This is a genomic window from Martinezella rhizogenes, assembly GCF_000799715.1.
In the GTDB taxonomy this organism is placed as follows: Bacteria; Pseudomonadota; Alphaproteobacteria; order Rhizobiales; family Rhizobiaceae; genus Rhizobium; species Rhizobium rhizogenes_C.
The window spans coordinates 235,398-257,710 of sequence record NZ_JUHG01000001.1 but is presented as its reverse complement, the minus strand read 5'-3'; the positions used below and the strand labels follow the sequence as shown (position 1 = coordinate 257,710).

The 22,313-nt window shown below is 59.7% G+C and carries 16 protein-coding genes and 4 pseudogenes; 6 read left to right on the top strand and 14 right to left on the bottom strand.

The genetic code is table 11. The features are described from left to right. Positions 1–171: 171 nt before the first annotated feature. The 4 genes and pseudogenes from EX00_RS01165 to chrA form a co-directional block, all read left to right on the top strand. A pseudogene (locus EX00_RS01165) lies at positions 172–904 on the top strand (type II toxin-antitoxin system HipA family toxin); the annotation flags it as partial. A gap of 77 nt (positions 905–981) precedes the next feature. Then, positions 982–1,320 (top strand): annotated as a pseudogene (locus EX00_RS30895) (MFS transporter); the annotation flags it as partial. A gap of 45 nt (positions 1,321–1,365) precedes the next feature. Next, entirely contained in the window at positions 1,366–2,622 is a 1,257-nt protein-coding gene (locus EX00_RS01155) for an arsenic transporter (protein ID WP_047453266.1), read from the top strand. Positions 2,623–2,910: 288 nt separating this feature from the next. Next, positions 2,911–4,072, top strand: a pseudogene (gene chrA, locus EX00_RS01150) (chromate efflux transporter). A 445-nt stretch (positions 4,073–4,517) separates the two neighbouring features. On the opposite strand, the gene EX00_RS01145 reads toward chrA, so the two are convergent. The 5 genes from EX00_RS01145 to EX00_RS01125 form a co-directional block, all read right to left on the bottom strand. Next, a complete protein-coding gene (locus EX00_RS01145; RefSeq protein ID WP_047453264.1) occupies positions 4,518–4,823 on the bottom strand; it encodes a hypothetical protein in 306 nt (101 codons plus the stop codon). Between the two features lie 100 nt (positions 4,824–4,923). Next, positions 4,924–5,724, bottom strand: a complete 801-nt coding sequence (locus EX00_RS01140) for an inositol monophosphatase family protein (RefSeq protein WP_047453262.1) — start codon at positions 5,722–5,724, stop codon at positions 4,924–4,926. Between the two features lie 28 nt (positions 5,725–5,752). Then, entirely contained in the window at positions 5,753–6,817 is a 1,065-nt protein-coding gene (locus EX00_RS01135) for an ABC transporter ATP-binding protein (protein ID WP_047453261.1), read from the bottom strand. Then, positions 6,814–9,051 carry an ABC transporter permease gene (locus EX00_RS01130; RefSeq protein ID WP_047453259.1) on the bottom strand — a complete coding sequence of 746 codons (2,238 nt, stop codon included), beginning with the start codon at positions 9,049–9,051 and terminating at the stop codon, positions 6,814–6,816. The genes EX00_RS01135 and EX00_RS01130 overlap by 4 nt, the downstream gene beginning before the upstream one ends. A 91-nt stretch (positions 9,052–9,142) precedes the next feature. Beyond that, positions 9,143–10,171 (bottom strand): ABC transporter substrate-binding protein, encoded by a 1,029-nt coding sequence (locus EX00_RS01125; RefSeq protein ID WP_047453258.1) that lies wholly within the window; start codon positions 10,169–10,171, stop codon positions 9,143–9,145. A gap of 183 nt (positions 10,172–10,354) precedes the next feature. Here EX00_RS01125 and EX00_RS01120 point away from each other — a divergent pair, with 183 nt between their 5' ends. Together EX00_RS01120 and EX00_RS01115 are read left to right on the top strand one after the other, a co-directional pair. Then, complete coding sequence (locus EX00_RS01120) at positions 10,355–11,362, top strand: LacI family DNA-binding transcriptional regulator (RefSeq protein WP_047453256.1); 1,008 nt, start codon at positions 10,355–10,357, stop codon at positions 11,360–11,362. 75 nt (positions 11,363–11,437) lie between these two features. Beyond that, the gene (locus tag EX00_RS01115; RefSeq protein WP_047453254.1) at positions 11,438–11,956 is read left to right on the top strand and encodes an NUDIX hydrolase; all 519 of its coding nucleotides are present in this window, start codon (positions 11,438–11,440) and stop codon (positions 11,954–11,956) included. Positions 11,957–12,418: 462 nt separating this feature from the next. Here EX00_RS01115 and EX00_RS01110 read toward each other — a convergent pair whose 3' ends face one another. From EX00_RS01110 to EX00_RS01070, 9 genes and pseudogenes are all read right to left on the bottom strand, one after another. After that, the gene (locus EX00_RS01110) at positions 12,419–13,990 is read right to left on the bottom strand and encodes an amidohydrolase family protein (RefSeq protein ID WP_047453252.1); all 1,572 of its coding nucleotides are present in this window, start codon (positions 13,988–13,990) and stop codon (positions 12,419–12,421) included. Next, positions 13,987–15,036, bottom strand: coding sequence for a questin oxidase family protein (locus EX00_RS01105; RefSeq protein WP_047453250.1), 1,050 nt, complete (start codon positions 15,034–15,036; stop codon positions 13,987–13,989). The genes EX00_RS01110 and EX00_RS01105 overlap by 4 nt, the downstream gene beginning before the upstream one ends. Positions 15,037–15,105: 69 nt before the next feature. Beyond that, positions 15,106–15,572 (bottom strand): annotated as a pseudogene (locus EX00_RS01100) (tRNA-specific adenosine deaminase). Then, positions 15,562–17,226 carry a CocE/NonD family hydrolase gene (locus EX00_RS01095; protein WP_047453248.1) on the bottom strand — a complete coding sequence of 555 codons (1,665 nt, stop codon included), beginning with the start codon at positions 17,224–17,226 and terminating at the stop codon, positions 15,562–15,564. Before EX00_RS01095 ends, EX00_RS01100 begins: the two are co-directional and overlap by 11 nt. 2 nt (positions 17,227–17,228) lie before the next feature. Then, on the bottom strand, positions 17,229–18,047 hold the full coding sequence (locus EX00_RS01090) for a creatininase family protein (protein WP_047453246.1): 819 nt from the start codon (positions 18,045–18,047) through the stop codon (positions 17,229–17,231). Continuing rightward, a complete protein-coding gene (locus EX00_RS01085) occupies positions 18,044–19,558 on the bottom strand; it encodes an NAD(P)-binding domain-containing protein (protein ID WP_047453244.1) in 1,515 nt (504 codons plus the stop codon). Before EX00_RS01085 ends, EX00_RS01090 begins: the two co-directional genes overlap by 4 nt. Then, the gene (locus EX00_RS01080) at positions 19,555–20,352 is read right to left on the bottom strand and encodes an ABC transporter permease (RefSeq protein ID WP_047453243.1); all 798 of its coding nucleotides are present in this window, start codon (positions 20,350–20,352) and stop codon (positions 19,555–19,557) included. The genes EX00_RS01085 and EX00_RS01080 overlap by 4 nt, the downstream gene beginning before the upstream one ends. Then, positions 20,349–21,227 (bottom strand): ABC transporter permease, encoded by an 879-nt coding sequence (locus EX00_RS01075; protein WP_047453241.1) that lies wholly within the window; start codon positions 21,225–21,227, stop codon positions 20,349–20,351. The genes EX00_RS01080 and EX00_RS01075 overlap by 4 nt, the downstream gene beginning before the upstream one ends. Then, positions 21,227–22,312: an ABC transporter ATP-binding protein gene (locus EX00_RS01070; RefSeq protein ID WP_047453239.1), complete on the bottom strand. Its 1,086-nt coding sequence runs from the start codon at positions 22,310–22,312 to the stop codon at positions 21,227–21,229. Before EX00_RS01070 ends, EX00_RS01075 begins: the two co-directional genes overlap by 1 nt. Position 22,313 lies beyond the last annotated feature (1 nt).

The following is a 22,313-nucleotide window of genomic DNA, read 5'->3' as shown; positions in this document are numbered from 1 at the left end:
CGAACTTGCCAATGAGTTTGCTCTGAGACCGAAGTTTGGATCGCCGGACATTGGAGGTTCCGGGCTTTTTTCACGATGACGGGCTGGTTGCGCCACCGGGATTATGCATGGCAATCGGGACGTTATATCCGATTGCCGAGTGAGGACGATCCTCGTTGTAGTATCGACGCCGGCGGCTCATGGCTCGTGAAGCTACCGTCGCAGCAATATAGCGGCGCGCCCGAGAACGAGTTCGCGATGATGACGATCGCCGGCATGATGGGCATGAATGTACCCGAGATCCAGCTGGTCGATCTCGATGCCGTCAGCGGTCTGCCGCAAGGCATCGGCGAGTTGCAGGGGCAGGCGCTGGCGATCAGCCGTTTTGATCGCATGCCGGACGGACCGGTTCATATCGAGGATTTCGCGCAGTTATTCGGCGTGTTTCCCGACCATAAATACGACAAAGGCAATTACCGCATGATCGGCCACGTGCTGGGTATCGAGACGGGTGCGGCCGATGTCGCCGAGTTCATCCGGCGGCTCGTGTTCAGTACCCTGATCGGTAACGGCGACATGCACCTGAAGAACTGGTCGATCATCTATCCCGATAGGCGAACACCAGCGCGTTCCCCCCGCTTATGACTTGCCATCGACGATCCCTTATATCGAGGGCGAAGACACGGCGGCGCTGAATTTCTCGCGCACAAAGAAGATAACGGCGTTGTCGATGGACGAGCTCGCGCATCTTGCCGCAAAGGCGGAGCTGTCCGAAAAGCTGGTGCTCGACACGGCGCGCGAAACAGTGGAGCGCTTCCGCGCGGTCTGGGACGCGGAGAAGAACAACCGGCCGATGGCCGGCAAGGTGCGCGGGATGATCGGTGCGCACGCGTCGTCGATCGAACTTTATCGCGGATGCACGTAACGGAAAGCCGTCGAAGGGAAGGGCGCCATCCTCAGAACACCAACTCACCGGCCGGATGAAGCGAACAACTTCAATATTCTGGATCGTTTACGGATTTTGCCGTCATCTTCCCTGTACAGATTCTCGATGGCATCTGTACCGGCCTAATCGTCATCGCAATCCCGATCGCTGCGGAACGCATTCCTGCCGGTACCGGACGGTTCAACGTTGGCCTCGCCGCCGTGATGACCGTACAGGGCGTCGGAGCGTCGCTCAGCAATATCGTCGCCGGTTGCCTGACGGACATCGGCGGCTATGGACTTGCATACTGGGTCCATGGTGGCGTTGCCGTGTTAGCTGTGGCCGCCTTCCTGATCGGCAGAGATAGTATTGCGCCGCCGCAAAAGAACGATATGGATGCCGCGGCCAATCGCTGATGGCGATAAGGTGGAATGCACTCCGAAACTCAGTTTGGAAATACGATGAACGCACTGACCATGACCTGGGGCATAGCCGGGCTAACCGCACTCGGGGTGATCACCAGGCCCTTCGCCTGGCCGGAAGCCATCTGGGCGGTTGTCGGCGCGGTTTCGCTTGTAGTCCTCGGTCTGATCGGTCCGACCGATGCCTTGACGGGCGTTGCGAAGGGTATGGACGTCTATCTCTTTCTGATCGGCATGATGTTGCTCTCCGAGCTCGCGCGTCAGGAGGGGCTGTTTGACTGGTTGGCTTCTATTGCGACCACCCACGCCAAGGGGTCGCCGAAGCGCCTGTTCGTCCTGATCTATGGCGTCGGGATCGTTGTCACCGTGTTTCTGTCGAACGACGCGACGGCAGTGGTGCTGACGCCTGCGGTCTATGCCGCCTGCCGGACGGCGAAGGTGCGGGACCCGATGCCCTATCTGCTCATCTGCGCTTTCATCGCCAACGCAGCGAGCTTTGTCCTCCCCATCTCCAATCCAGCCAATCTGGTGATTTTCGGGGGTGGGGACATGCCGCCGCTGTCACGATGGCTTGCAACCTTTGGCCTGCCCTCGATCGTCTCTATCGTCGTGACGTTCCTTGCGTTGTACTGGACGCAGCGCTTCACCATCGTGGCCGACAGCGTTGCCTCCGATGTGCAGACTGTACCATTGTCGCGCAGCGCGAAGCTTGCTGGTTTTGCATTGTGTGGGACGGCCGTCATTCTGCTTGGCGCATCGGCCCTGCATTTCGATCTCGGGCTTCCGACATTCCTTGCCGGTTGCGCGGCAACTGCGGTTGTCCTGATCGTCACGCGGCAAAGTCCCGCCGGGACGTTGAAAGGTGTGTCGTGGAGTGTGTGGCCACTCGTCGCCGGACTGTTTGTCGTGGTCGAGGCATTGAACCGCACGGGTCTGATCGACACTCTCGCACAGTCCATTTCCGACAATGCTTCGTCTTCTCCAACGTGGACTGCTGCTGGTGCCGGGGCGTTGGCCGCTCTGGTCTCCAACCTTGTCAACAATCTGCCAGCCGGGCTTGTTGCCGGAAGCGCGATCCAGTTGGCGCAAGTCTCGGATAAGATTGCTGGCGCCGTGCTGATCGGCATCGATCTCGGGCCTAATCTCTCCGTCACCGGGTCGCTCGCGACGATACTCTGGCTGACCGCGCTTCGCCGCGAGGGTCTACAGATCGGAGCCTGGGCATTCATGAAGATCGGCGTCGTGGTCATGCTGCCTTCGCTGGCAGCATCAATTGCCGTTCTTGCGATCCAATAGCATTCGGTTCGGCAAATTCTTGCGGCTCGACTTTCGGATAGTAGCGAAATAACAGCGGGTTTTTCTCCGATGATCACCCTGTCGATGGTTCGGTCCCTTTCAAGAGCTCCGGTTAGGACGCCCCTTCATTGACCTCAAGCTGTTCAGATCGCAGATACTAATAGGTTTACGTCTCTCTAAGGCGGATCGCATCGGTGAACCAGAGAGCGGGGCCTAACGTTGACGCCGCCTTCATGAAAGTGTCACGCAAGGTCAGGATAACAGCAAGATTTGATGAGGGCGCGAACTATGAAAGGAACTGTTGTGAAGCCCGCGACTGAGACAACCCTTGATCTTGTTGCTGGGCAACCACAAGGGACCGCTAGTGAGGCCTTTTTTGCCTTCCTGAAGCTTGACGTCACGTCTTTTGGGGTCCCGATCGCGCATTTGGGATACTTCCGCGACGAGTTGGTCACACGTCGGAAATGGATCGACGAGGCCGGATATGCTGATCTGGTTGCTCTCTGTCAGTTCCTGCCAGGTCCAGCTTCCCGCCAGGTTGGGTTTGCTCTGGGCCTTCTGCGAGCAGGACCTCTGGGGGCGCTCGCGGCCTGGACGGCATTCACGCTTCCCTCTGCCTTTCTGCTGGTCGTCTTAGCCATGACGGCCACAGCATTCATTGGGCCGGTCGGCGCAGGCTTGCTCAATGGTCTCAAGATCGTAGCCGTCGCTGTCGTCGCTCAGGCGGTCTGGGGTATGGCACGTAGCCTGACGCCGGACCGGCAACGAGCCGCTATCGCTCTGGCGGCGATGCTGACCGTAATCTTCGTATCCAACGCCATTGGGCAGGTCGCGGCGATCGTCCTCGGCGGGGGCCGTCCGGCTTGATGTTCTGTCGAAGCGGTGAGACTGTCGGCACAAGCGAACTTGCATTCAGAGTGCCGCGGTGGGTCGGCGTTATGAGCCTCGTCGCATTTTTCGCCCTGCTTGCGCTTTTACCGCTTGTTGCGTCCTCAGGATTACCGGGCACCTCGCTGTTCGACGCGTTTTACCGCTCTGGCGCGCTTGTCTTCGGCGGTGGCCACGTTGTCCTGCCTTTGCTGCAGGCGGAAGTCGTCGATCCCGGCTGGGTCAGCGTCGATGCTTTCCTGGCCGGCTATGGGATTACCCAGGCAATGCCAGGCCCGCTGTTCACTTTCGCCGCTTATCTCGGGGCGGTCGTGGGGCCTGAACCAAATGGATTAGCTGGTGCGGGAATAGCACTTGTTGCGGTTTTTCTTAGCGGCTGCTTGGTGCACTGCCATTCTGGGCGGCTGCCCTCTATAGTCCGGTTTGGACGAGTGCAGTCATGCGGCCCTACGACTTTGCTTTGGCCACGACCGGGTTCCTGTTGCTCACCGTTTGGAAAGCGCCACCCTGGCCCGTCGTCGTCACGATGAGTATCGCCAGGATGGGGTTGGCGCTTCTTTAGGCGAGGTCCGGCATTGATCGCTGGCTGTATTTTTGCCCGGCTCAACGGCGAACCAGCACGTCCAGGCCGTCCGCCCGGGCGCGGGGCGCAGCTGACGTATTGCACCGCCCCGAAAGAACGATATGGAGGCCTCGGCCAATCGCTGATAGCAATGTGTCGGCACCAACTCTGGCACTAGTTCGGAAACACAATGAACGCACTCACCAAGACCTGAGGCTGTTGAACTCCACCGTGATTTGACTCGTCTTTCCGCTTGGCGCTGACCCTGCTAGTCGGAGACAGGCCTATGAAGTGCTTCACTATTCTGAACCCAGTTGCGGGCTATGTGAAATGGCAAACGGGGCAAGTTTCGCATAGAATTCAACAGGCCGGCTTCAGCGAGTTGCTCAACTGAATTCTGCTGTCGGCCGCATATCGAATCTTCGCAACTTGGCGAAGCGATTTCTTAAATCCCTGACCCGTCGAGCTGCTGGGCGTCGTCGCCCTGCCAGGGGGAGGGCATCGAAGTCCGAGTGAGATTGGCCGAGGGCATGGGCATCCAGCACTTCAATTCAGGCTCGGCATATTCGATGATGCAGCCCGGCGAAGAGTCAGCGGCACGCCAGCCTTCTACGCCAAACTGATCGCCATTCGACCAATATGCAAGGTCAACTCCTGCCGGCCCTTGTTCGGACGGGCGGATCGTGACGAGGATTCGACTGCCATCTCTCGGCGCGCTTGCCATGTGGCGCCAGCGGTCTGGCTCGTCCATCGTTTTTCCTCCTACCTTGCTGCCGATTGCGAGTGTCGCCTCGCCATTGAAAACGGTCAACTCAAACTTCGCACACGCAATTCTCTATCGATGATAGTTTTCACAGACCGGCAATCCGGCGCAGATCATCGATCGCGCCGGGTGCTGCGGCCAGAACGGCCGATCCCTTGGTCAATCTTTCGCCTTCGGTTGGGAAGGGGTGGTACCAGCCGCCGGCCTCCTTCACGAGGCAATATCCGGCCATGCAATCCCAGGCATGCATATAGGGTTCGTAGTAGCCGACGAGACGGCCGGCGGCGACATAGGCCAGCATCAGGGCGCCAGACCCGTTGCGGATGAAGTTGCCGCCCGCTTCCAGCAAATTTTCGACCATTTTCCCAACAAAGGCAGGTGTGACGTAGTTGTTGGCGCCAATGCCTGTCACTGCATTGCGAATGTTGCGAGCGGCGTCCAGCGTCAGCCTCTTGCCGTTCAGGGTCGCGCCCATGCCGAGGGCTGCGGCATAGAGTTCATTGTGGCACGGCGCGGATATGACGCCAATGACGGGGACACCGTCATGCAGCAATGCGATGGAAACGCACCAGTTTGGCATGCCATTGACGAAGGGGCTTGTGCCATCGATGGGATCGATGACCCAGGTGAAGCCGGACGTACCGGTCTCCAGCCCATATTCCTCGCCCAGAATGCCGTCGTTGGGATAGGTCTCGTGAAACCGGCTGCGAATGAGGTTTTCGACATCCCGGTCGGCGATCGACACCACATCCTGCAGGTCACGTTTGGTTTCGATGATCAGCGTTTCGCGGCGGTTGAAATAATCGATCGCTAGCGCTCCCGCTTCGCGTCCAACCTCTTCCGCCCGCGCAAGACGCGCTTTCAGGCCGGCGACAACATGCTCTGTCATGCAAGTTCCTCTTTAGAAATGGCGGCTCTCAACCACCGATGATGGCGATCCCGCGATCCTTGAAGCGGATTGCAACTTCGGTCGAAGGCTCAAACGGCGTTTCCACCGCGGGATCGACGACGAACAGCGTGCCGCCGCTGATTTTGACTTCATATTCCACATGATCGCCGAGATAGGCGGCGTGGGTGATCCGGCCGTTAAACGAGCTTTCCGGTGCGTAGGGAGCCAAGGTTACGGCATTGGGGCGGATCGCCAGTTGCGCCGGACCCGTGCGGAGATTGCGGCCGGGCACGCGATGCTCGAGGCCCTCGATATTGATGGTGGCGCGGCCGTCTTCGATGCCGATGATGTCGCAGGGCACGACATTGGCCTCACCCATGAAATCCGCGATGAAGGCGGATGCCGGCGCGTCATACAGCTCCCGCGGTGTGCCTTGCTGGGCAACCTTGCCTTCCTTCATGATGATGATGCGATCGGAAACGGCGAGAGCCTCGTCCTGATCATGGGTAACGTAGACTGCGGTGAAGCCGAGGCGTTGCTGCAACTCGCGGATTTCGGTGCGGACACGCCGGCGCAGGCGGGCGTCAAGGTTGGAGAGCGGCTCGTCGAGAAGCAGCACTTGCGGTTCCAGCACAAGCGCGCGGGCGACCGCGACGCGCTGCTGCTGGCCGCCGGATAGCTCGGCAGGAAGGCGCTGCCCCATTCCGGCAAGGCCCACGAGCTTGAGCCCGTCTTCGGCCCGCTCGCGCGCCTCCTTGCGCTTGATGCCCGAGGATTCCAGCCCGTAGGCGACATTGTCCAACGCCGTCATATGCGGAAAGAGCGCGTAGGACTGAAAGACCATCGACACATCGCGCTCGTTGGCCGGCAACATCGTCACGTCCTTGCCGCCGATCAGGATGCGGCCGGCGGAGGGATGTTCGAGGCCTGCGAGCATGCGTAGCGTCGTCGTCTTGCCGCAACCCGAAGGACCAAGCAGCGTCACGAGAGTACCCGGCTCGATGGTCAGGGACAGGTCCGGTATGGCGGTGAATGCCCCGAAGGTCTTGGCGACGTTCTCAAAGACAACGGAACCGGGGGAGTTCATGTTCATGCGGTTTTCTCCTGACGGATAGGTGCGGACGATACGGCGGTCGCTGTGGTCGCGACGCGGTTCTCGCGCCGCAGACGCCGCTCGCCGACCAGAAGCTGGAAGCTTGCGATAATGGCGATCATCACGACGATGAGCGCGGAGGAGTAGGCGATGGCAACGCCGTATTCGCCGTTTTCGACAAGGCCCACGATATAAGCGGTCGACATGTTGTATTGCGCGCTGACCAGGAAGATGACCGCGCTGATCGAGGTAATTGCCCGCACGAATGAATAGACCAGCGCAGCGGTGATCGCCGGTCGCAACAACGGTAGGATCACCTTCCGGATCGTCCGGAAACTGTCCGCGCCAAGCGTCAGCGATGCTTCATCCAGGCTTTTGTCGAGCTGGCTCATGGCCGCGACGCCACCGCGCACGCCGACGGGCATGTTCCGAAAGACGAAGCAGGCAACCAGGATCAGCGCCGTTCCCGTCATCTCCAGCGGCGGCAGATTGAAGGCCATGATGTAGCTGATGCCGATAACGGTGCCGGGGATGGCAAAGCTCATCATCAGCGCAAACTCGAAAAGATTGCGGCCGACGAATTTCTGGCGGACGATCAGATAGGCGGTGAGCAGGCCAACGGCTGCCGTCAGCGGCGCGGAGATCAAGGCGATTTCCATTGTCGTCCAGAAGGAATTCCAGGCAACGCCTGTCCAGGCGAGACCGCCGTCATCACGCCAGCCGATCGAGAATGCCTTGACGTAATGCTGGATCGTCAAGCTGTTATCCAGACCCCAGGTCCGCACGAACCCGCCGAAGAGGATCATCGTGTAGACGATGATGGTGAAGAGCATCCAGGGGATGACGATCGCATGGACTGCGACGGACAGGCCGCGGGGCAGGGCGATATGGGCACCGGAATCACCCTTGCCGGTGACAGTTGCGAAGCTCTTGCCCGCCAGCCAGAAACGTTGGGCAATGAAGGCCGACATGGTGAAGAACAGCAGGATCATGGCCAGGACGGCTGCCCGCGACGGATCGTTCTGCGAGCCGACGACGGCAAAGAATATCTCCGTCGACAGCACGCCATGGCTGCCGCCAAGGACCATGGGATTGCCGAAGTCGGCCATGCTCTCGATGAAGGCGATCAGGAAGGCGTTTGCGAGGCCGGGCTTCATCAAGGGCAGGGAAATGCGCCAGAACGTGCGCCAGCGATCGGCCCTGAGTGTTTGCGATGCCTCCTCCATGGATGGGCTGACACCCTCTACGACGCCGATCAGGACAAGGAAGGAGATCGGAGTGAAGGACAGGACCTGGGCAATCCAGATGCCGGTCAGGCCGTAGAGCCAACGGCCAGGCTCCGTTCCGAAGACAGAGGCGAGGGTTTGCGTGACGACACCGGCACGTCCGAAAAGCAAGGTGAGGGCAAGGCCGACAACGAAGGGCGGCGTGATGATGGGAAGGATCGTCAGGAGCCGCAGCCCCTTCTTGAACGGAAAACGGGTCCGCGTCGCAACCAACGCAAAGCAAAGACCCAGCAGGGTTGCGCCGCTGGCCGTCATGATCGCGAGCCAGAGCGTACGCCAGGCGACGCCGCAGCGGTCACCGCCAACGAGGCAACTCAAGCTCCATACCGAGGGATCCTGAATGTTGGTAATGAAGCCATCCGGGTTGAACGATCCATCGAAAGCCTGGAAGGCGCCAACGAACATGCTGCCGACCGGGTAGAAAACGAAGATCGCGACCAGGATGATCAGCATGGCAATCGCGCTGACGACGAAGGCATCGCCCTTCATGACGCCGCGTTCGGCAAGGCCAAAGGAGAACAGCAGGACGAAGACGACGCCGGTGAGGACGGCGCCCGCGCCCATCGGCGGCTGCCCATCCGCAAGGGCGCCGAACAGCGTTTCACTGATCGTCCAGCTCCAGCCGGAGGCGACGATTGCCAGGCCCTGCAGCGTCAGAAAGAAAATACCAAGGCCTCCCGCCCAGGCAAGCAGCGCACCGCGGTGCAGTGGATTGGAAAGGAAGCGCGCGACGCCGCCAAGCAGAAGCAGCACGACGGCTGCCGCGAGCCACCATCGGCCGTGCTGGGCGATTTCCAATAGTCCGGGCGCTGTGGAGGGATCGCCCGGAAAGCTGGAAAGCCAGCCAAAGCCGAAGAAGCTGCCTTCTATCCGATACCATGGGAGTAGTATCGGGGCGGCTATGCCGAGGAGAAGCACGATATCCAGCCGGCGATTGCTTTTGATCATGGTTGGATTCCGCGTCCCGTTCTATGTCTGTTGGAATTGACGCCGGCCGGAGGAGTTTCGCTCCGGCCGCGCAAATGGTCGAAACAGGGCGTCAATTCGCCTTTGCGCCGATTTCCTTGTCCCAACGTCCAAGAAGAGCCTTGCGAACCATGGGGTCGCCATACTTCTTGAAATCGTAGTCGATGAGCTTGATGTCCTCGAACTTCGGCGCCTCCTTCGGGATCTCCGCCGATTTGTTCGAAGGTAGCTGGTAGGATTTCGCATCCTTCATGTGCGACTGTGCATCGGCGCTGAGCGCCCAGTCGTACCATTTCTTGGCGTTCTCAAGGTTTCTGGCGCCCTTGACGATCGACATCGAGCCGATCTCGTAGCCGGTGCCTTCACAAGGCGCGACAGCCTTGATCGGGAAACCTTCGACCGTCTGTGCGACGGCGTCATGCATGAAGACGACGCCGATCGTGGCCTCACCGCGCGCGGCGGCCTTCACCGGTGCCGACCCCGATTTGGTGTATTGCGAGATGTTGGCGTTGAGTTTCGACAGATAATCGAAGGCCTTGTCTTCGCCCATGATCTGCACCAGCGTCGCCAGTGTGTTGTAGGACGTACCCGAGGAGTTCGGATTTGCGATCTGGATCTCTCCCTTGTAGGAAGGGTCGAGCAGATCGGCCCAGCACTTCGGCTCCTTCAGGCCCTTCTTCTGCAAGATCGCGGTATTGTAGCCCCAGCCGAGCGCGCCGGCGTAGACGCCGACCGTCCGGTAATTTGCGCTTTCGGCCTGCTTCTTCGCCCAATCCTGAAGCTGGTCGAAGAGTGGGGATTTATATTCCTGGGTCAGGCCTTCGGTCGCGGCCTGCAGATGAGGATCGCCTGTACCGGCCCACCAGATATCCGTCTTCGGGTTGCGCGCCTCGGCGCGGATCTTGGCGTAGGTTTCGCCCGCCGAGAGCCGGACCATGTTGACCTTGATGTCGGACTGTTTCTCGAACAATCCCTTCATCAGATCGCAGACCTCGGGATCAGCCGAGCAGATGACGTTGAGATCGCCTGCGGCATGAGCGGAATAGGCAGCAAAAGATACCCCCGCGGCAAGCAATGCCGCAGCCAATTTAATTGATCGCATAGTGTCCTCCTGGTGACGACGACGCCTCCACGCCATCCGCTTTTGCAAGCGTGTGCAAATGCTGCATGAGCTAGTTATCCGTGTCAACCACTAATGTCATAAAACTGTCACATATGTTGCTTCACAAAACTTGCACACGATTGCAAATCATGCGCAAATGCGATCGGATGTTGAGGGCAGGTTGTGTCAGATAAGGTCTTTGTGAGCGCCGATGAGGTCGCCAGGAAAGCGGGCGTTTCGCGTTCGGCCGTTTCCCGCACCTTCACGCCGGGAGCGAGTGTCTCCGAGGCGACGAGACGTCGAGTCATGGAGGCGGCCGAAGAACTCGGCTATCATGTCAACCATCTTGCCCGTGGTTTGATGCGCAATGAAAGCGGCATTGTCAGCCTCATCGTATCGGAGGTCGCCACGCCTTATCGCTCCGCATTGCTGCGAGAGCTGACACAGCACTTGCAGGCTGCCGGCAAGGTGGCCATGTTGATCAATACCGATCGTTCCGACGGGAGTGTCGACCGGGCGCTGCGCCAGGCCATACGATATCGGGCCGATGCCTCGATTATCCTGTCCGGCTTGCCGGACAAATCCATCACCCAACTCTGCTTGCGAAACGGCCAACGGCTCGTTCTGATCAATCGGGATGATGATCAGCCGGGGCCTCTGCGCATCAATCTCGATGATCGCGACGCGGCGGGTCGTGTTGTGTCTGCCTTCCTGCGCGCCGGCTGCACCCGGCTCGCATTCGCAAATTCGGAAGCGGGAACGCCGAGCCTGATGGCGCGGGAACAAGGCTTCATCGCCGCGGCCAGGGAGCACGGACTGGACGTGATCGTAGAGCGATATGGCTGGACTGGATATGAGGCCGGCAAGATTGTTGCACAGCGGATGCTGACCAGGAAGGAAAGGCCCGATGCGGTGTTTTGCGCGACCGATCTGCTCGCATGCGGGTTCATGGACGCAGCGCGCCACCAGTTTTCTTTGTCGATCCCGGATCAGCTCTGTATCGTCGGCTTCGACGACATCGAGCAGGCATCGTGGACGTCATACCATTTGACGACATTTGCGCAGCCGGTCGGCACAATCGCGCGTGAGGCCGTCACATGGCTGGTGGAAGGGCGAAAGAATGCGCCCGACGGCCAATCGCTGAAACTGCATGCTGATTTGGTCTGGCGTGGCTCGGTGCGGGGAGGGTGACCCTTGCCTGCCGATATAGGACGAATTATCGCCACGCGGGATGAGGAACCTGCATAATCGATGTCATGGGAACCAATGTCTGGGAAGAAGAGCAAGACATATCTGGGACAATTGGCGAGCGAGGCCACGAAGCTTTTCAGCGGGCGAACGATCGAGCAGTATGCTGCGCTCTGCTATAGGAGGCAGCCATCAGGCGACGACATTGAAGTCCTGCTGATCACCTCACGCGACAGCGGCAGATGGGTCATACCCAAGGGATGGCCGATGGACAGAAAGCTGGCCCATCAGGTCGCTGAGCAGGAGGCCTGGGAGGAGGCGGGCATCAGGGGAAAGGCCAAGAAGAAGCCTTTTGGTTACTACACCTATCTCAAGTCGCTGGATTCCGGCGAAAGGGTGCCATCGCTTGTGCAAGTCCATCTTCTCGATGTAACGGGCGTTTATGCTGAATTTCCAGAAAAGGGCCAGCGTTCGATCGCCTGGCATCCGCCATACGAGGCAGCAGCTCTGGTGCGGGAGCCGGAACTCAAAAGCCTTTTGAACATGATGGAGGGTGTGCTTCATAACTCCTTCCGAGCGAATAAGAAGACTTCCTGACGTGGGTGACCTTTTTACTGAGCTTCCTATGACGCCGACAGCTGAACCACATTGCTGAGTAGTGGCTTACGCGCTGATGTCTGAAATCGAACGCGTGTTCGAAACCCTTCAAGGCGACGGATGCTGGGATCAGTGCCTATTAATTTGGCATGCAGTAGTCGATAGCAACGGCCACCTGCCATCGCTCAAGCGATCGACCAATAACGGCAACGTTGCGTCGCCAACATCCGTACCTAGTGCGGCGGTGTTAGACAGTTCGTCATCGACGAGCAATACGATCCGGAAAAGATTGAGCGCATTATGGCAGACGAGACGAAATCATAAGCCCCATTCGCCGGACGCATACGGAACGGTATCATGCCATATGCAGGACAGGGCAAGTTGTATTCTTGGCGATGCGCTGAGCCTTCTCGAGGCCTCTGTATATTCTCCGAGAATCTGCCTTTATGCACAAGGTCGCCTCTACTCGTCGTCCGCCATCGCGTTATAACGATAGGGGCGATATCCCGCTGTCGGTGTGAACTTCCGGTGATACGCCTCAATATGGGGAAGAAGGACACCGATCATACTCCAGGCTTCCCTTTCACCTTGCGTGTCGGGCCGTTCCAGCCGCTCGCCGATTTCCGCAAGAACCGCATCCCTGTCGATCGTGACAACCTTTCCGTCATTGACGACGAGTCGGCCGCCGACAAACACCTGCGTGATGGCATGCCGTCCGCCGCGGTGCAGAACGCTCTCCGCCACGGACGTCCGGGAGTTCACATGCGGTCGTCCAATCTTGCGGCGGTCCATCAGCACGATATCGGCCTGGTGACCTTGTTCTAGCCGACCGGTAAAGCCGCCGAAGCCGATGGTTCTGGCGCCATATTCCGTCGCCATCTGCAGCACGGCGCCGGCATCGGGACGGTCATTCCACAGACCAGTTTCGCGGTGTAGTGCCCAGACCAGCTTCATTTCGAGCGTCATGTCGCGATCGTCGGCGATGTTCGACTGGTCTATGCCGAGCGCCATCGCTATGCCACGACGGCGCATCTCGTTGACGGGGGCAATGCCGCTGCCGAGTCGCAGGCCGGATGAGGCATTGTGGCATATATTGCAGCCGCAATCGGCCAAGGTGTCGAGATCCTCGCGGTTCATCCAGTTGCCGTGCCCGAGGGTGACGTTTGGCCCGAGGCATCCAAGTGCCTTCAAATGCTGGACCGCGCTATGGCCAAATTTATTCTGGGCAAAGCGCGATTGCCGTTCGGTTTCCATAAGATGCATATGGACTTGCGCGTCGGTCTCCCTCGCCGTCTCGAAAATCGCCTGGAGGCATTCGTCAGTGCACCAGTGCAGATTAGCGGGGGCAAGATTGATGCGCACATGATCCGGCCGTGCATCGAGCCAGCTTTCCCTAAGCGCTCGGTAAAACGCCATAAGGTCTGCGATGGGGATGTTCGACGCGTCGAGTTTGGGAGCAATCCAGCTGCGAACGGCTTCTGGAAGGGCGGCCAGCACCTTAGCGTCTTCGTCATAGGTCAGGATATTGCGGTCGCGGATCATGAAGGAAAATCCGGCTCGCATGCCTATCTCGCTATAGGCCTCCAGCGTAGCGTTTGCCGTCACCATCCAGGTCTCCGGTGCGCCCGCAAATCCGCTGTTGATATGCTGCACCATCGTCGTTCCGCTTTCCAACATCTCGATCGCTGAATAGAGCGTATCGAGCCGGACATCGATCTGCCGCATCGCCCGGAACTGCGGCAGCCATAATTCCAGAGGCGCGAAGGGCACACCCTGCATCAGGGGCGTGATCCCGAAATGGTGGTGGCTGTTGACCAGCCCCGGCATGGCGACCATGTCGGGAGATCCGAAGCGGGCAAGATGATCGTTGCCATAGCCAACGGCGGCAAGCGGCCCGATCTGCGCAATCATGCCGGCAGCGACGCGGATGCCGACATCGTGGCGCATGGACATGGTGCCATCGGCCGAAAGTCCGCACAGCACGGTCCCGGCTTCAATAATGCAGTCACCTGTTATTGGCGCTTCCAGGCTCATTTCGTGTAGTCTCCGATCAGTCCGAGGCGGCGCGCGACCACGACGCGATAGAGTGGATCTCCATAAATTTTCATTTCCTCGCTGGCGGAGAAGGCGAGGCTGATATCGTGCTCGTCGTAGCTTTGCGCTGCGATCGCATGCATCGCGGGCCAATCCGGCACCTGAATATGACGCCAGCGATCGACCACTGCTGTGTGCGGCATCTCGGGAAACCCGAGCTCGCCCATCAGCGCGGCGATCCCCTGCCAGAACACCCGCAATATCCGATGGAGGGTCGCCTCATCGCAATACGGCTCAAGGAGACGGATCCAGTGCAGCCCTGTGATGATGTGCAAGGCGGCGAAATGCTGGGTCGCGGCAAATATGGCGAGCGCAGTCGCCGCCATCTTTTCCATCGTATCCGGCCCAATGTCGAGCCAATCGACGACGGGCGCAAATTCAGGCACGTTGCCGGCATCGCGCATGTTCTGCCAGAGAAGGTCGTGAAGTTTCATGCCATGCAATGGCTTGATCGCAGCGGTCAGGGCCAAGACTTTGGCCGGGTCGCGCGTAATCGGTGACGTTCTCCGCGACTCCGGAAGCGGCAGATAGGTGGCGGCCCAGTAGGCGAGCGCAATGGCGACATCGGTCTCGTCGGCGCGAAGCACCCCGTAGGCTGCTCGCATCAGAGCGTGAAAGGCACTCGCGGCAATGCCGTCTGCGAGATCGGGAAGATAAAGCTCCAGAGCATCATGTATCCCGAGCCGCGTCACCTCGTCGGCAAAAAAAACGCGCAGATCGGGTTCGCGCTCACGCATTCCGATGGCGGCCTTCCAGCTTTTGCCATCCAAGCGCTTCAGTGGCTTGGCGAAGGGCAGAAGTTGCTTGGCGTCCCTGTAGTGATGGAAGAACCGCCGAAGCTGAGTCGGCCCACCGCCGATCCGGTCCAACGCGACGAGGACCATGGGCGCGTGGTTGGCGAATGTACGCGAAAATTCTGAACCCCATGCCGGCATGTCGGCCAGCAGAGTTTCCAGCTCTTCCGAGGTGCTTTCTTTTGGAACCATGGATCTAAATCCTCCTTGAAACCGGCGGCTCATGTCTGACCTTGTTGAGAACGGAATGCCCGCTTGCATTCACACGGTTGGTTGCCAGGCGTCCCGGTGAACAGCCTCGGCTTCCGTCTCAATCAAGGGCCCGATGACCTCGATGCTTTTCTGGCCCGCCGAAAACACATGCGGCATGGCAGATCCATTGTCGGGTTGTCCGGGTGATCCCCTGTCATGGCCTTCAGCCGATGTTCGGAAGGGCCATAAACGACCCTGCCGATACCAATCCAGTAAATGGCGCAGGATTCCGCCGAGCTGTACAGCGTACGCTCCGCCAGAAACGGCTCGCGATAGAGCTTCGAGGCACGCGTCGCCAGCAGGCGCTCTGGATGGGCCGTTGCATCGAGGTCGGGAAAGTATCCGTTTTCTTCCTCAAGGAGAATTTCACCGCCAGGACTGGCCAGCAGCGCGTCGAAGGGCATATTGCCATGCGCTTTCGACCGGTGCGCAATCTCGAAGGTCAATCTGAGAAGGCTTTCGTGATCAATGCTCATGTCCGTTCTCCTCTACGCCATGGGGCTCCATCACGGGCAATCGCAGGGCGGAAGGGTAGCCATCGCCTGACCGGAGCACGAGGGTCGTGACCAGCCGATCCGTTACGGCTGAGTCCTGGGGCCGCGCCCCGGTGCCTGGATTGACGGGAAAAGCGGGGAACGACGCCGCCTGTACGGACAGACGCAGGCAATGCCCCGCCGGCACCGTCATATGCATAGGCCGCAGGGTGACGGAAACTGGCGATCCTCCGCCGTCCGCCTTTACGGTTTTATGTCCCGACGTCACGCTGATAGCCGTTCCGTTGGGGACGAGCGTGCTCAAGGTGCAATCCAGGTCGAAACTCGGCCTGTCGGCGGTAACGAAGAGGTCTACTTTTGTGGCTCCGATCAAAAGGAGCGGCCGGTCGAGTGGATCGGAGGTGTAGACAAGCACATCGGCCCTGTCGTCGATCGCCGCCCGGTCGGTGAAATCAGGAGGCGTGCCGAGATGCAGCCCGACGCTCGGGGTCGGCCGCCATGGATCGTGGACGAGATAATCGGCACTCGCAAGCCCCGGCTCCTCCGCAAGCGTTCCATCGATGCTCGTCGCGGCCGCCCGGCCGTCCGATGCTAGATGAAGCACCAGCGTCTCGGCTGTCGGCAGGCTTTCGAACCCGGCCCATGTCTTTTTGACCACATCAAAGAGCCGGATCTTCGGGTAAGGATTTTCGCAGCCCTTAAGAGCCTCGTCGAAAAATGCAATGATCTCGCGGTCGATACCGTCTGCCGCGCCAGCTCCGGCATCCAGTGCCCCGACCCGTCGGCCCCAGGGGATATGCGACCATGGTCCGATGGAGAGCCGCTGCAGATTGCCGCCCGCGGAAAATGCCTTAAAGGCAGCGAAGGTGCCATCAAGCATAATGTCGTTCCATCCGCCGACATGCAGGACGGGAACGTCGAGCGTCACGCCCTCAAGCAGCGATTGCGGCGATCTTGCCCGCCAATAGGACGGATCGTCGGCCAGCCAGTCATGGTAATGGGTGTATCGCGATGCCTGCTCCAGAACCTCCGGCCGTGCCGAAATCGCGCCGGAATGCAGAGAAGGCAAAGCGGCATGCAACATATGGGCGGCATCGAGATCGCCGGCCAGCCGGGCATTTTCGACGGCCATCTGGCACGCCCACATCTGATTGGACTGCAGCCGGAACCCGTCGCCCTCGAAGGCCCAGTGGTTGCGCACATCGAACGCCGCCATGGCGATTGCCATCGCATCGGGCACCTTCCCGCCGTATTTTCGAGCGCCGGCAAGGGCCAGGAACTGATTCATGCCGTGGTAGCTGAAGCCATAGCTTGCCACCATACCGTTGCCACCGGCAAGATCGGCCGCCAGTGAAAGCGTCTGCGCGCCGTCTGCGACATCGTCTTCGAGAATCCTGAAGCCCCCTTCAGAATCTCCCCGGCCGCGAACATCCTGCACCAGAACGACATAACCGTGCGCTGCATACCATGCGGGATGGGCAAGAACGACCGTCGAGGCGACCTTTCGCCCGTAGGGCAGGCGCATGACCAGAACGGGATAGCGCTCCCGACCAACGGGACGATAGACGTCTGCCGCCAGATGGACACCGTCCGCCATGCGCATCCGAAGAGTTTCGATGTCGCGGAGTGCCAGCATGGTTATCTCCTGGTCGAAAAGCGGGTTTCAGAAGTGAGTCTGTTCATGTCGAAATTGTGCGTCGCCTCGATCAGGCGCATCAACCCCGTGGCGGCCCGGTCAAGCACCAGCGCGCCTTTGACGGCATCGGCATTGGCGGCATTTCCGCTGACGCCTGCGGGATGAAGATCCTGCGCCTGCCAACCGAAGCCGACCGCGCCTTCCGCGGTCAACGGGCTGCCGGACTGCTCGATTTCGACGGTCAGCGGCACGAAATTTTCGGCCTTGTCCATGGCAACCAGTTGCGGCGCGATGGCCAGCATCATGCTGGTTTCGATATCTCCGCCGTGAATGCCGTGAACGATCTCCGCGGACGAAAACAGATCGTCGACCGGCGCAATCCGAAACCAGGAGCAGGCGACCGCGAGCATATCGAGTTCGACACGGATATCACGGCAGGTCATCTCCATCAGCGAGATTTGCCCGCCATGCGAATTGAACAGGATCATCTTGCGGGCACCGGCCCGCTTCACGCTTCTGGCAATATCGAGCCATATAAGCCGCAGAGTTTGCGCAGATATGGTCAGCGTTCCCGGATAGGCCAGGTGCTCATCCGACTTGCCGACGCTAAGCGCCGGCAGGATGAGGACGTCCGTATTAGTGTCAAGCAGGGGCACCATCCGATCGAGGATGGCCGCATTGATCGCCGCGTCTACCTGCACGGGAAGATGAGGCCCATGCTGCTCGACAGCCGCGATCGGCAGGATGACGACGGTCTCGCTTAGATCGCGGCACGCAAAATCGGTGGTCGAATAATCGGCCCAGTAAAAGGAATGCGTCATGCGCCACCCCGAATGGCCGACTTGCCGGTCTCGGGCGAGCTTACCGATTGCCGATTGGCTTCGGCCAGGAGCATCTCGAAATCGTCGGGGATCGGCAGATCCGGTGAGACATAGGACTTGAGTTCCGACAGGATGACCGCTTCCCGATCAAGCAGCAGCCGGCGCAGGACACCGCGCACGAGCCGTGGCACGGCATGCTTGTGCCCGCTGATCGAGGTGGAGTGCGGACCGTGACTGACGAAGCTGCTGCTGTTGAAGGCAAACACCCGGCTAACCCACGTCTCATCCGGATCTTTTGGGATGAATCCATAGAAGCTATCGAGGTAGGGAAACCGTGCAAGCCGGGCATCCGCGCTGCCGTCCTGCGGCGTGTAGCGCTCGCCCCAAAGGGCAACCTTGTTATGAATGGTTTTAAGTTCGGGCCTGACGGTCAGATCGACATCCATGCCTGTCGCAAGAAGGAGGTGATCGAACTCCAGAACGCCGTCGGGGGTCGTGACACGGATCGAATCAGGCTGTTGAGAGACCTCCAGCCATGGTGTTGCGGGACGAAGCGTGAAATTTTCAAGGCGCGTCGCAGTTTCGAAACTGCGAACCGGCGGCGGCTGATCGGCACTGCGAAAGAACCGGGCGATATCCCAGCGTGTGGTCTCGGAGAGGTCAGGATAATGCGTCATCATGCCGGGCGTTTCGACCGCGCGGTGAGGATTGGTGCGCGGCAGGCGCGCACGGCGAAAGCAGAGATCGACGGATGCAGCACCGGCTTCCAGCGCCTTGATCGCATTGTCGAACGCAGAGGCACCATGGCCGAGTACGCCGACGCGCAATCCCTTCAACGCGTCGAAATCGACCGGGCCGTTCGTGTGATCGAATTTTTCGGGCGCGAGCGCGGCAGAGACGAAAGGCGGAACACGCCATGCGCCTGCGCCATCGTAGCCGGTGGCAAGCACCACGGTGCGCGCCAGGGATTTTTCAATTTTGCCGCCAATAATCGTGGTAACGGCGATCAGGTCGCCATCCGGGGAGACGTCCACGACCTCGCAATGATTGGTGATGGCGATCTCGAAGACGTCGGCATACCAGTCGAGATAGGCCTTCCAGTCCGTTCGTGGAATACGGGAAAGATCGGTCCAGGCCTGCTGCCCGTAGCGTGTTTCAAACCAGCGGCGGACAGACAGGTTGACGACGTTGAATTCGTTGCCGACCTGGGTTTTTGGGGTCCGCAATTCTTCCATGCGCGCAAAGGTCAGCCATGGCCCCTCGGCACCCGGCGCACCGCTGTCCAGAACACGGACACGACGCAGTCCGTCCCACTTCAGGGCGGCAGCGATCGTGACGCCGGACTGGCCGCCGCCGACAATGATCGCATCGGCGATATCAGCCGCGTCTTGTCTGGGCAGATCACCGAGCCACGGAGCGCTCGGATAGCCGAGCACCGCAAGATCGGCAAGCGCTGCATGCTTCAGGTCGTCAAGCGTCATGCGTGGTGTGTCGATCGGGGCAATCATCATAGGTCATCTCGTACATGGGCCAACCGTCCGCGCAGGCGGCGTCGGCGATTGATTTCGGTCAGCGCCACAATCAAGGCCGTCAACACGAGGACGGACACCTGCATGGCATTGAGGTCGGGCTTCAGCTCGCGCCGGAATTCCGACGCGACGATCAGCGACAGGGGCTGCGTGCGGCCGGCCAAGAACATGGATATGGTGAGATCGGCCAGCGACAGGATAACCCCGATGGAATAGGCGGCACTCAGGGCGACGCTCAACTGCGGCAGCAGAACACGCCGGAAACTCTGCCATGGGGTGGCGCCGAGATCCCGTGCCGCTTCCTCAAGCCGAGGGTCGAGCCGGACCATCACGGCGGCAAGGATGGTTGTGGTGAAGGGAATGACGACCAAGGTCTGCGCCAGGATGAGCGCCGTTGCCCCGCGTCCCAGTCCCACCCAACTCATGAGCATGGCCTGCGCAATGGAAAGCACCGTCTTCGGCACCAGAAAGGGAACGAGAACGAGTATGGCGAATGCGGCCCGCAACTTCATGCGTGGCGACGTTACGGCTAACGCTGCCATCATTCCGATCAGCGCGCCCAGCAAGCCGACGGGCTGCGCAATCAGAAAACTGGTGATGAAGCCGCCCAGAAACGCTTCGTTTCCGAAAAGATCGGCATACCAGGAGAGGGTGAAACCGCTTAGCGGGAAAGCCATCGTGCTCGCGGCGTTGAAGGAAAAAATTCCGAGAACCACGATTGGCAGATAGAAAAAACACACAGCAAGACCGAGCGTGAAAACGACTAGGCGGCTCATCGTGTCCCCCGTTGAAGGACCGCCCGCGCACCATCAAACCGAAGAAGGATGGTCACAAACCCGGTGGCAAAGGCGAACAGAACAACAAGAAGGCTGAGGGACAGTGCGGAGGCCAGCGGCCAGTCGAACGCGGTCCCGAACAGGTTGTCGATCATAGCCATCGGGGTCGCGCCCGACGTCCCGCCTAGAAGGCTCGGCGTCATCATGTCGCCGGCGGCGAGCGCAAAGACCGTGAAGATGCCGACAGCCAGTCCGGGCGTCGTCAAAGGCAAGATGACCTTGACGAACGTATCTATCGGGCGAGCCCCGAGATCCCGTGCGGCTTCGATCAACTGTTTGTCAATCAGTTCAGCCGATATCCAGATTGCCAGCACCATGAATGGCAAATTGTTGTAGAGAAGCACGAGATGCGTCGTGAACGGCGAAAACAACAGAAATTTCAAAGGCTCATCGATCACGCCAAACCATTCCAAAGCTGCGTTAATCAGGCCTTCGGAGCCGAGAACGACCCGCCAGGCATAAATCCGGACGATCTCGCCGGTATAGAGCGGCGTCAGAAGGACGATGCTGCCGACCCCCTTCCAGAGAACGGGAAGGCGCGTCATCGAAACGGCGATCGGGTATCCAACAAATGCTGCCAGCACCGCCGTGCCCGCGCCGGAGACGACCGCCTTACCTATCAGAAAGGCGAAAACCGGATTGGTGAACATCTGAACCCAGCTCTGTCCGGAAAAAGCCGGAACGAGCGTGAACGCATCGAGATCCACCTCGAAGACGCTGAAAACCATGAGCACAGTAAGCGGTAAAATGCACCCCAGGATCAAAATACATGCGACGGGCACCGCGAGCTGTGCCCGGTGAAAAACCGGAACCATCAGTCGATCCTCGTGATAAAGGCGCGTTCCCGATCGACAACAAGCCCCATATTCGTTCCAGGCGTCAGCGGATTATCCGCTAGGAACTGCAAGATGAAGCCGTTAACTTCGGCCTCGACAAGGTAACGATCCCCTTTGAACACCACATGCCGGATCGTCGCGCTCAGGCCGTCCGTGCCAATACGGACATGTTCCGGCCGAATGGCGAGTACCGCCTTATCTCCTTTCGCCAATCCCTCCACTGCCGGGCATTGCACGATACCGACGGCCGTATTGATCGCAGCCAATCCGGTGGCCCCATCGCCATCGATGATTTCGCCTGGAATGAGGGTCGCGGCTCCGATGAAGTCAGCAACGAAAGCGTTGGCAGGGCGGGCATAGATTGTCAGCGGCGCAGCCTTTTGAACGATGCGTCCCTTGTTCATGACGACGACGATGTCGGAGAGCGCAAAGGCCTCCTCCTGATCGTGGGTGACGTAGACGAAGGCGATACCGAGACGTCGCTGCAAATCCTTCAGTTCGATTTGCAAATGCCCGCGCATCTTTTTGTCCAACGCGGAAAGGGGTTCGTCCAGCAGAAGGAGATGCGGCTCGGCGATGATAGCGCGCGCCACCGCAATCCGCTGCTGCTGGCCACCCGAGAGCTGGTGGGGATATCGGTCGCCGAACTCGGTCATATGCACGGCATCCAGAGCCCTTTTTACGCGGGCTGCTACATCGACATTGCTCTGGCGACGCAGGGTCAGCGAGAATGCAACGTTGTCGAACACCGTCAGGTGCGGAAACAAGGCGTAGCTCTGGAACACCGTATTGACCGGCCGGCGCTCCGGCGGAACCCCGGACAGCGACCGGCCGTCGAGCACGATCGATCCCGCGTCCGGCGTTTCGAAGCCAGCAATCATCCGCAGAATTGTCGTTTTGCCGCAGCCGGAAGGACCAAGGAAGGTCGTGAACGCCCTTTCCGGAATATCGAGATCGATGCCATCGACCACGCGCTGCCCACCATAGTTCTTGGTCAGGCCACGGGCGGATAGCAACAATCCCGATCCGGAGAGATCTGGCGCCCTGTCAGGCGTATTCACCATG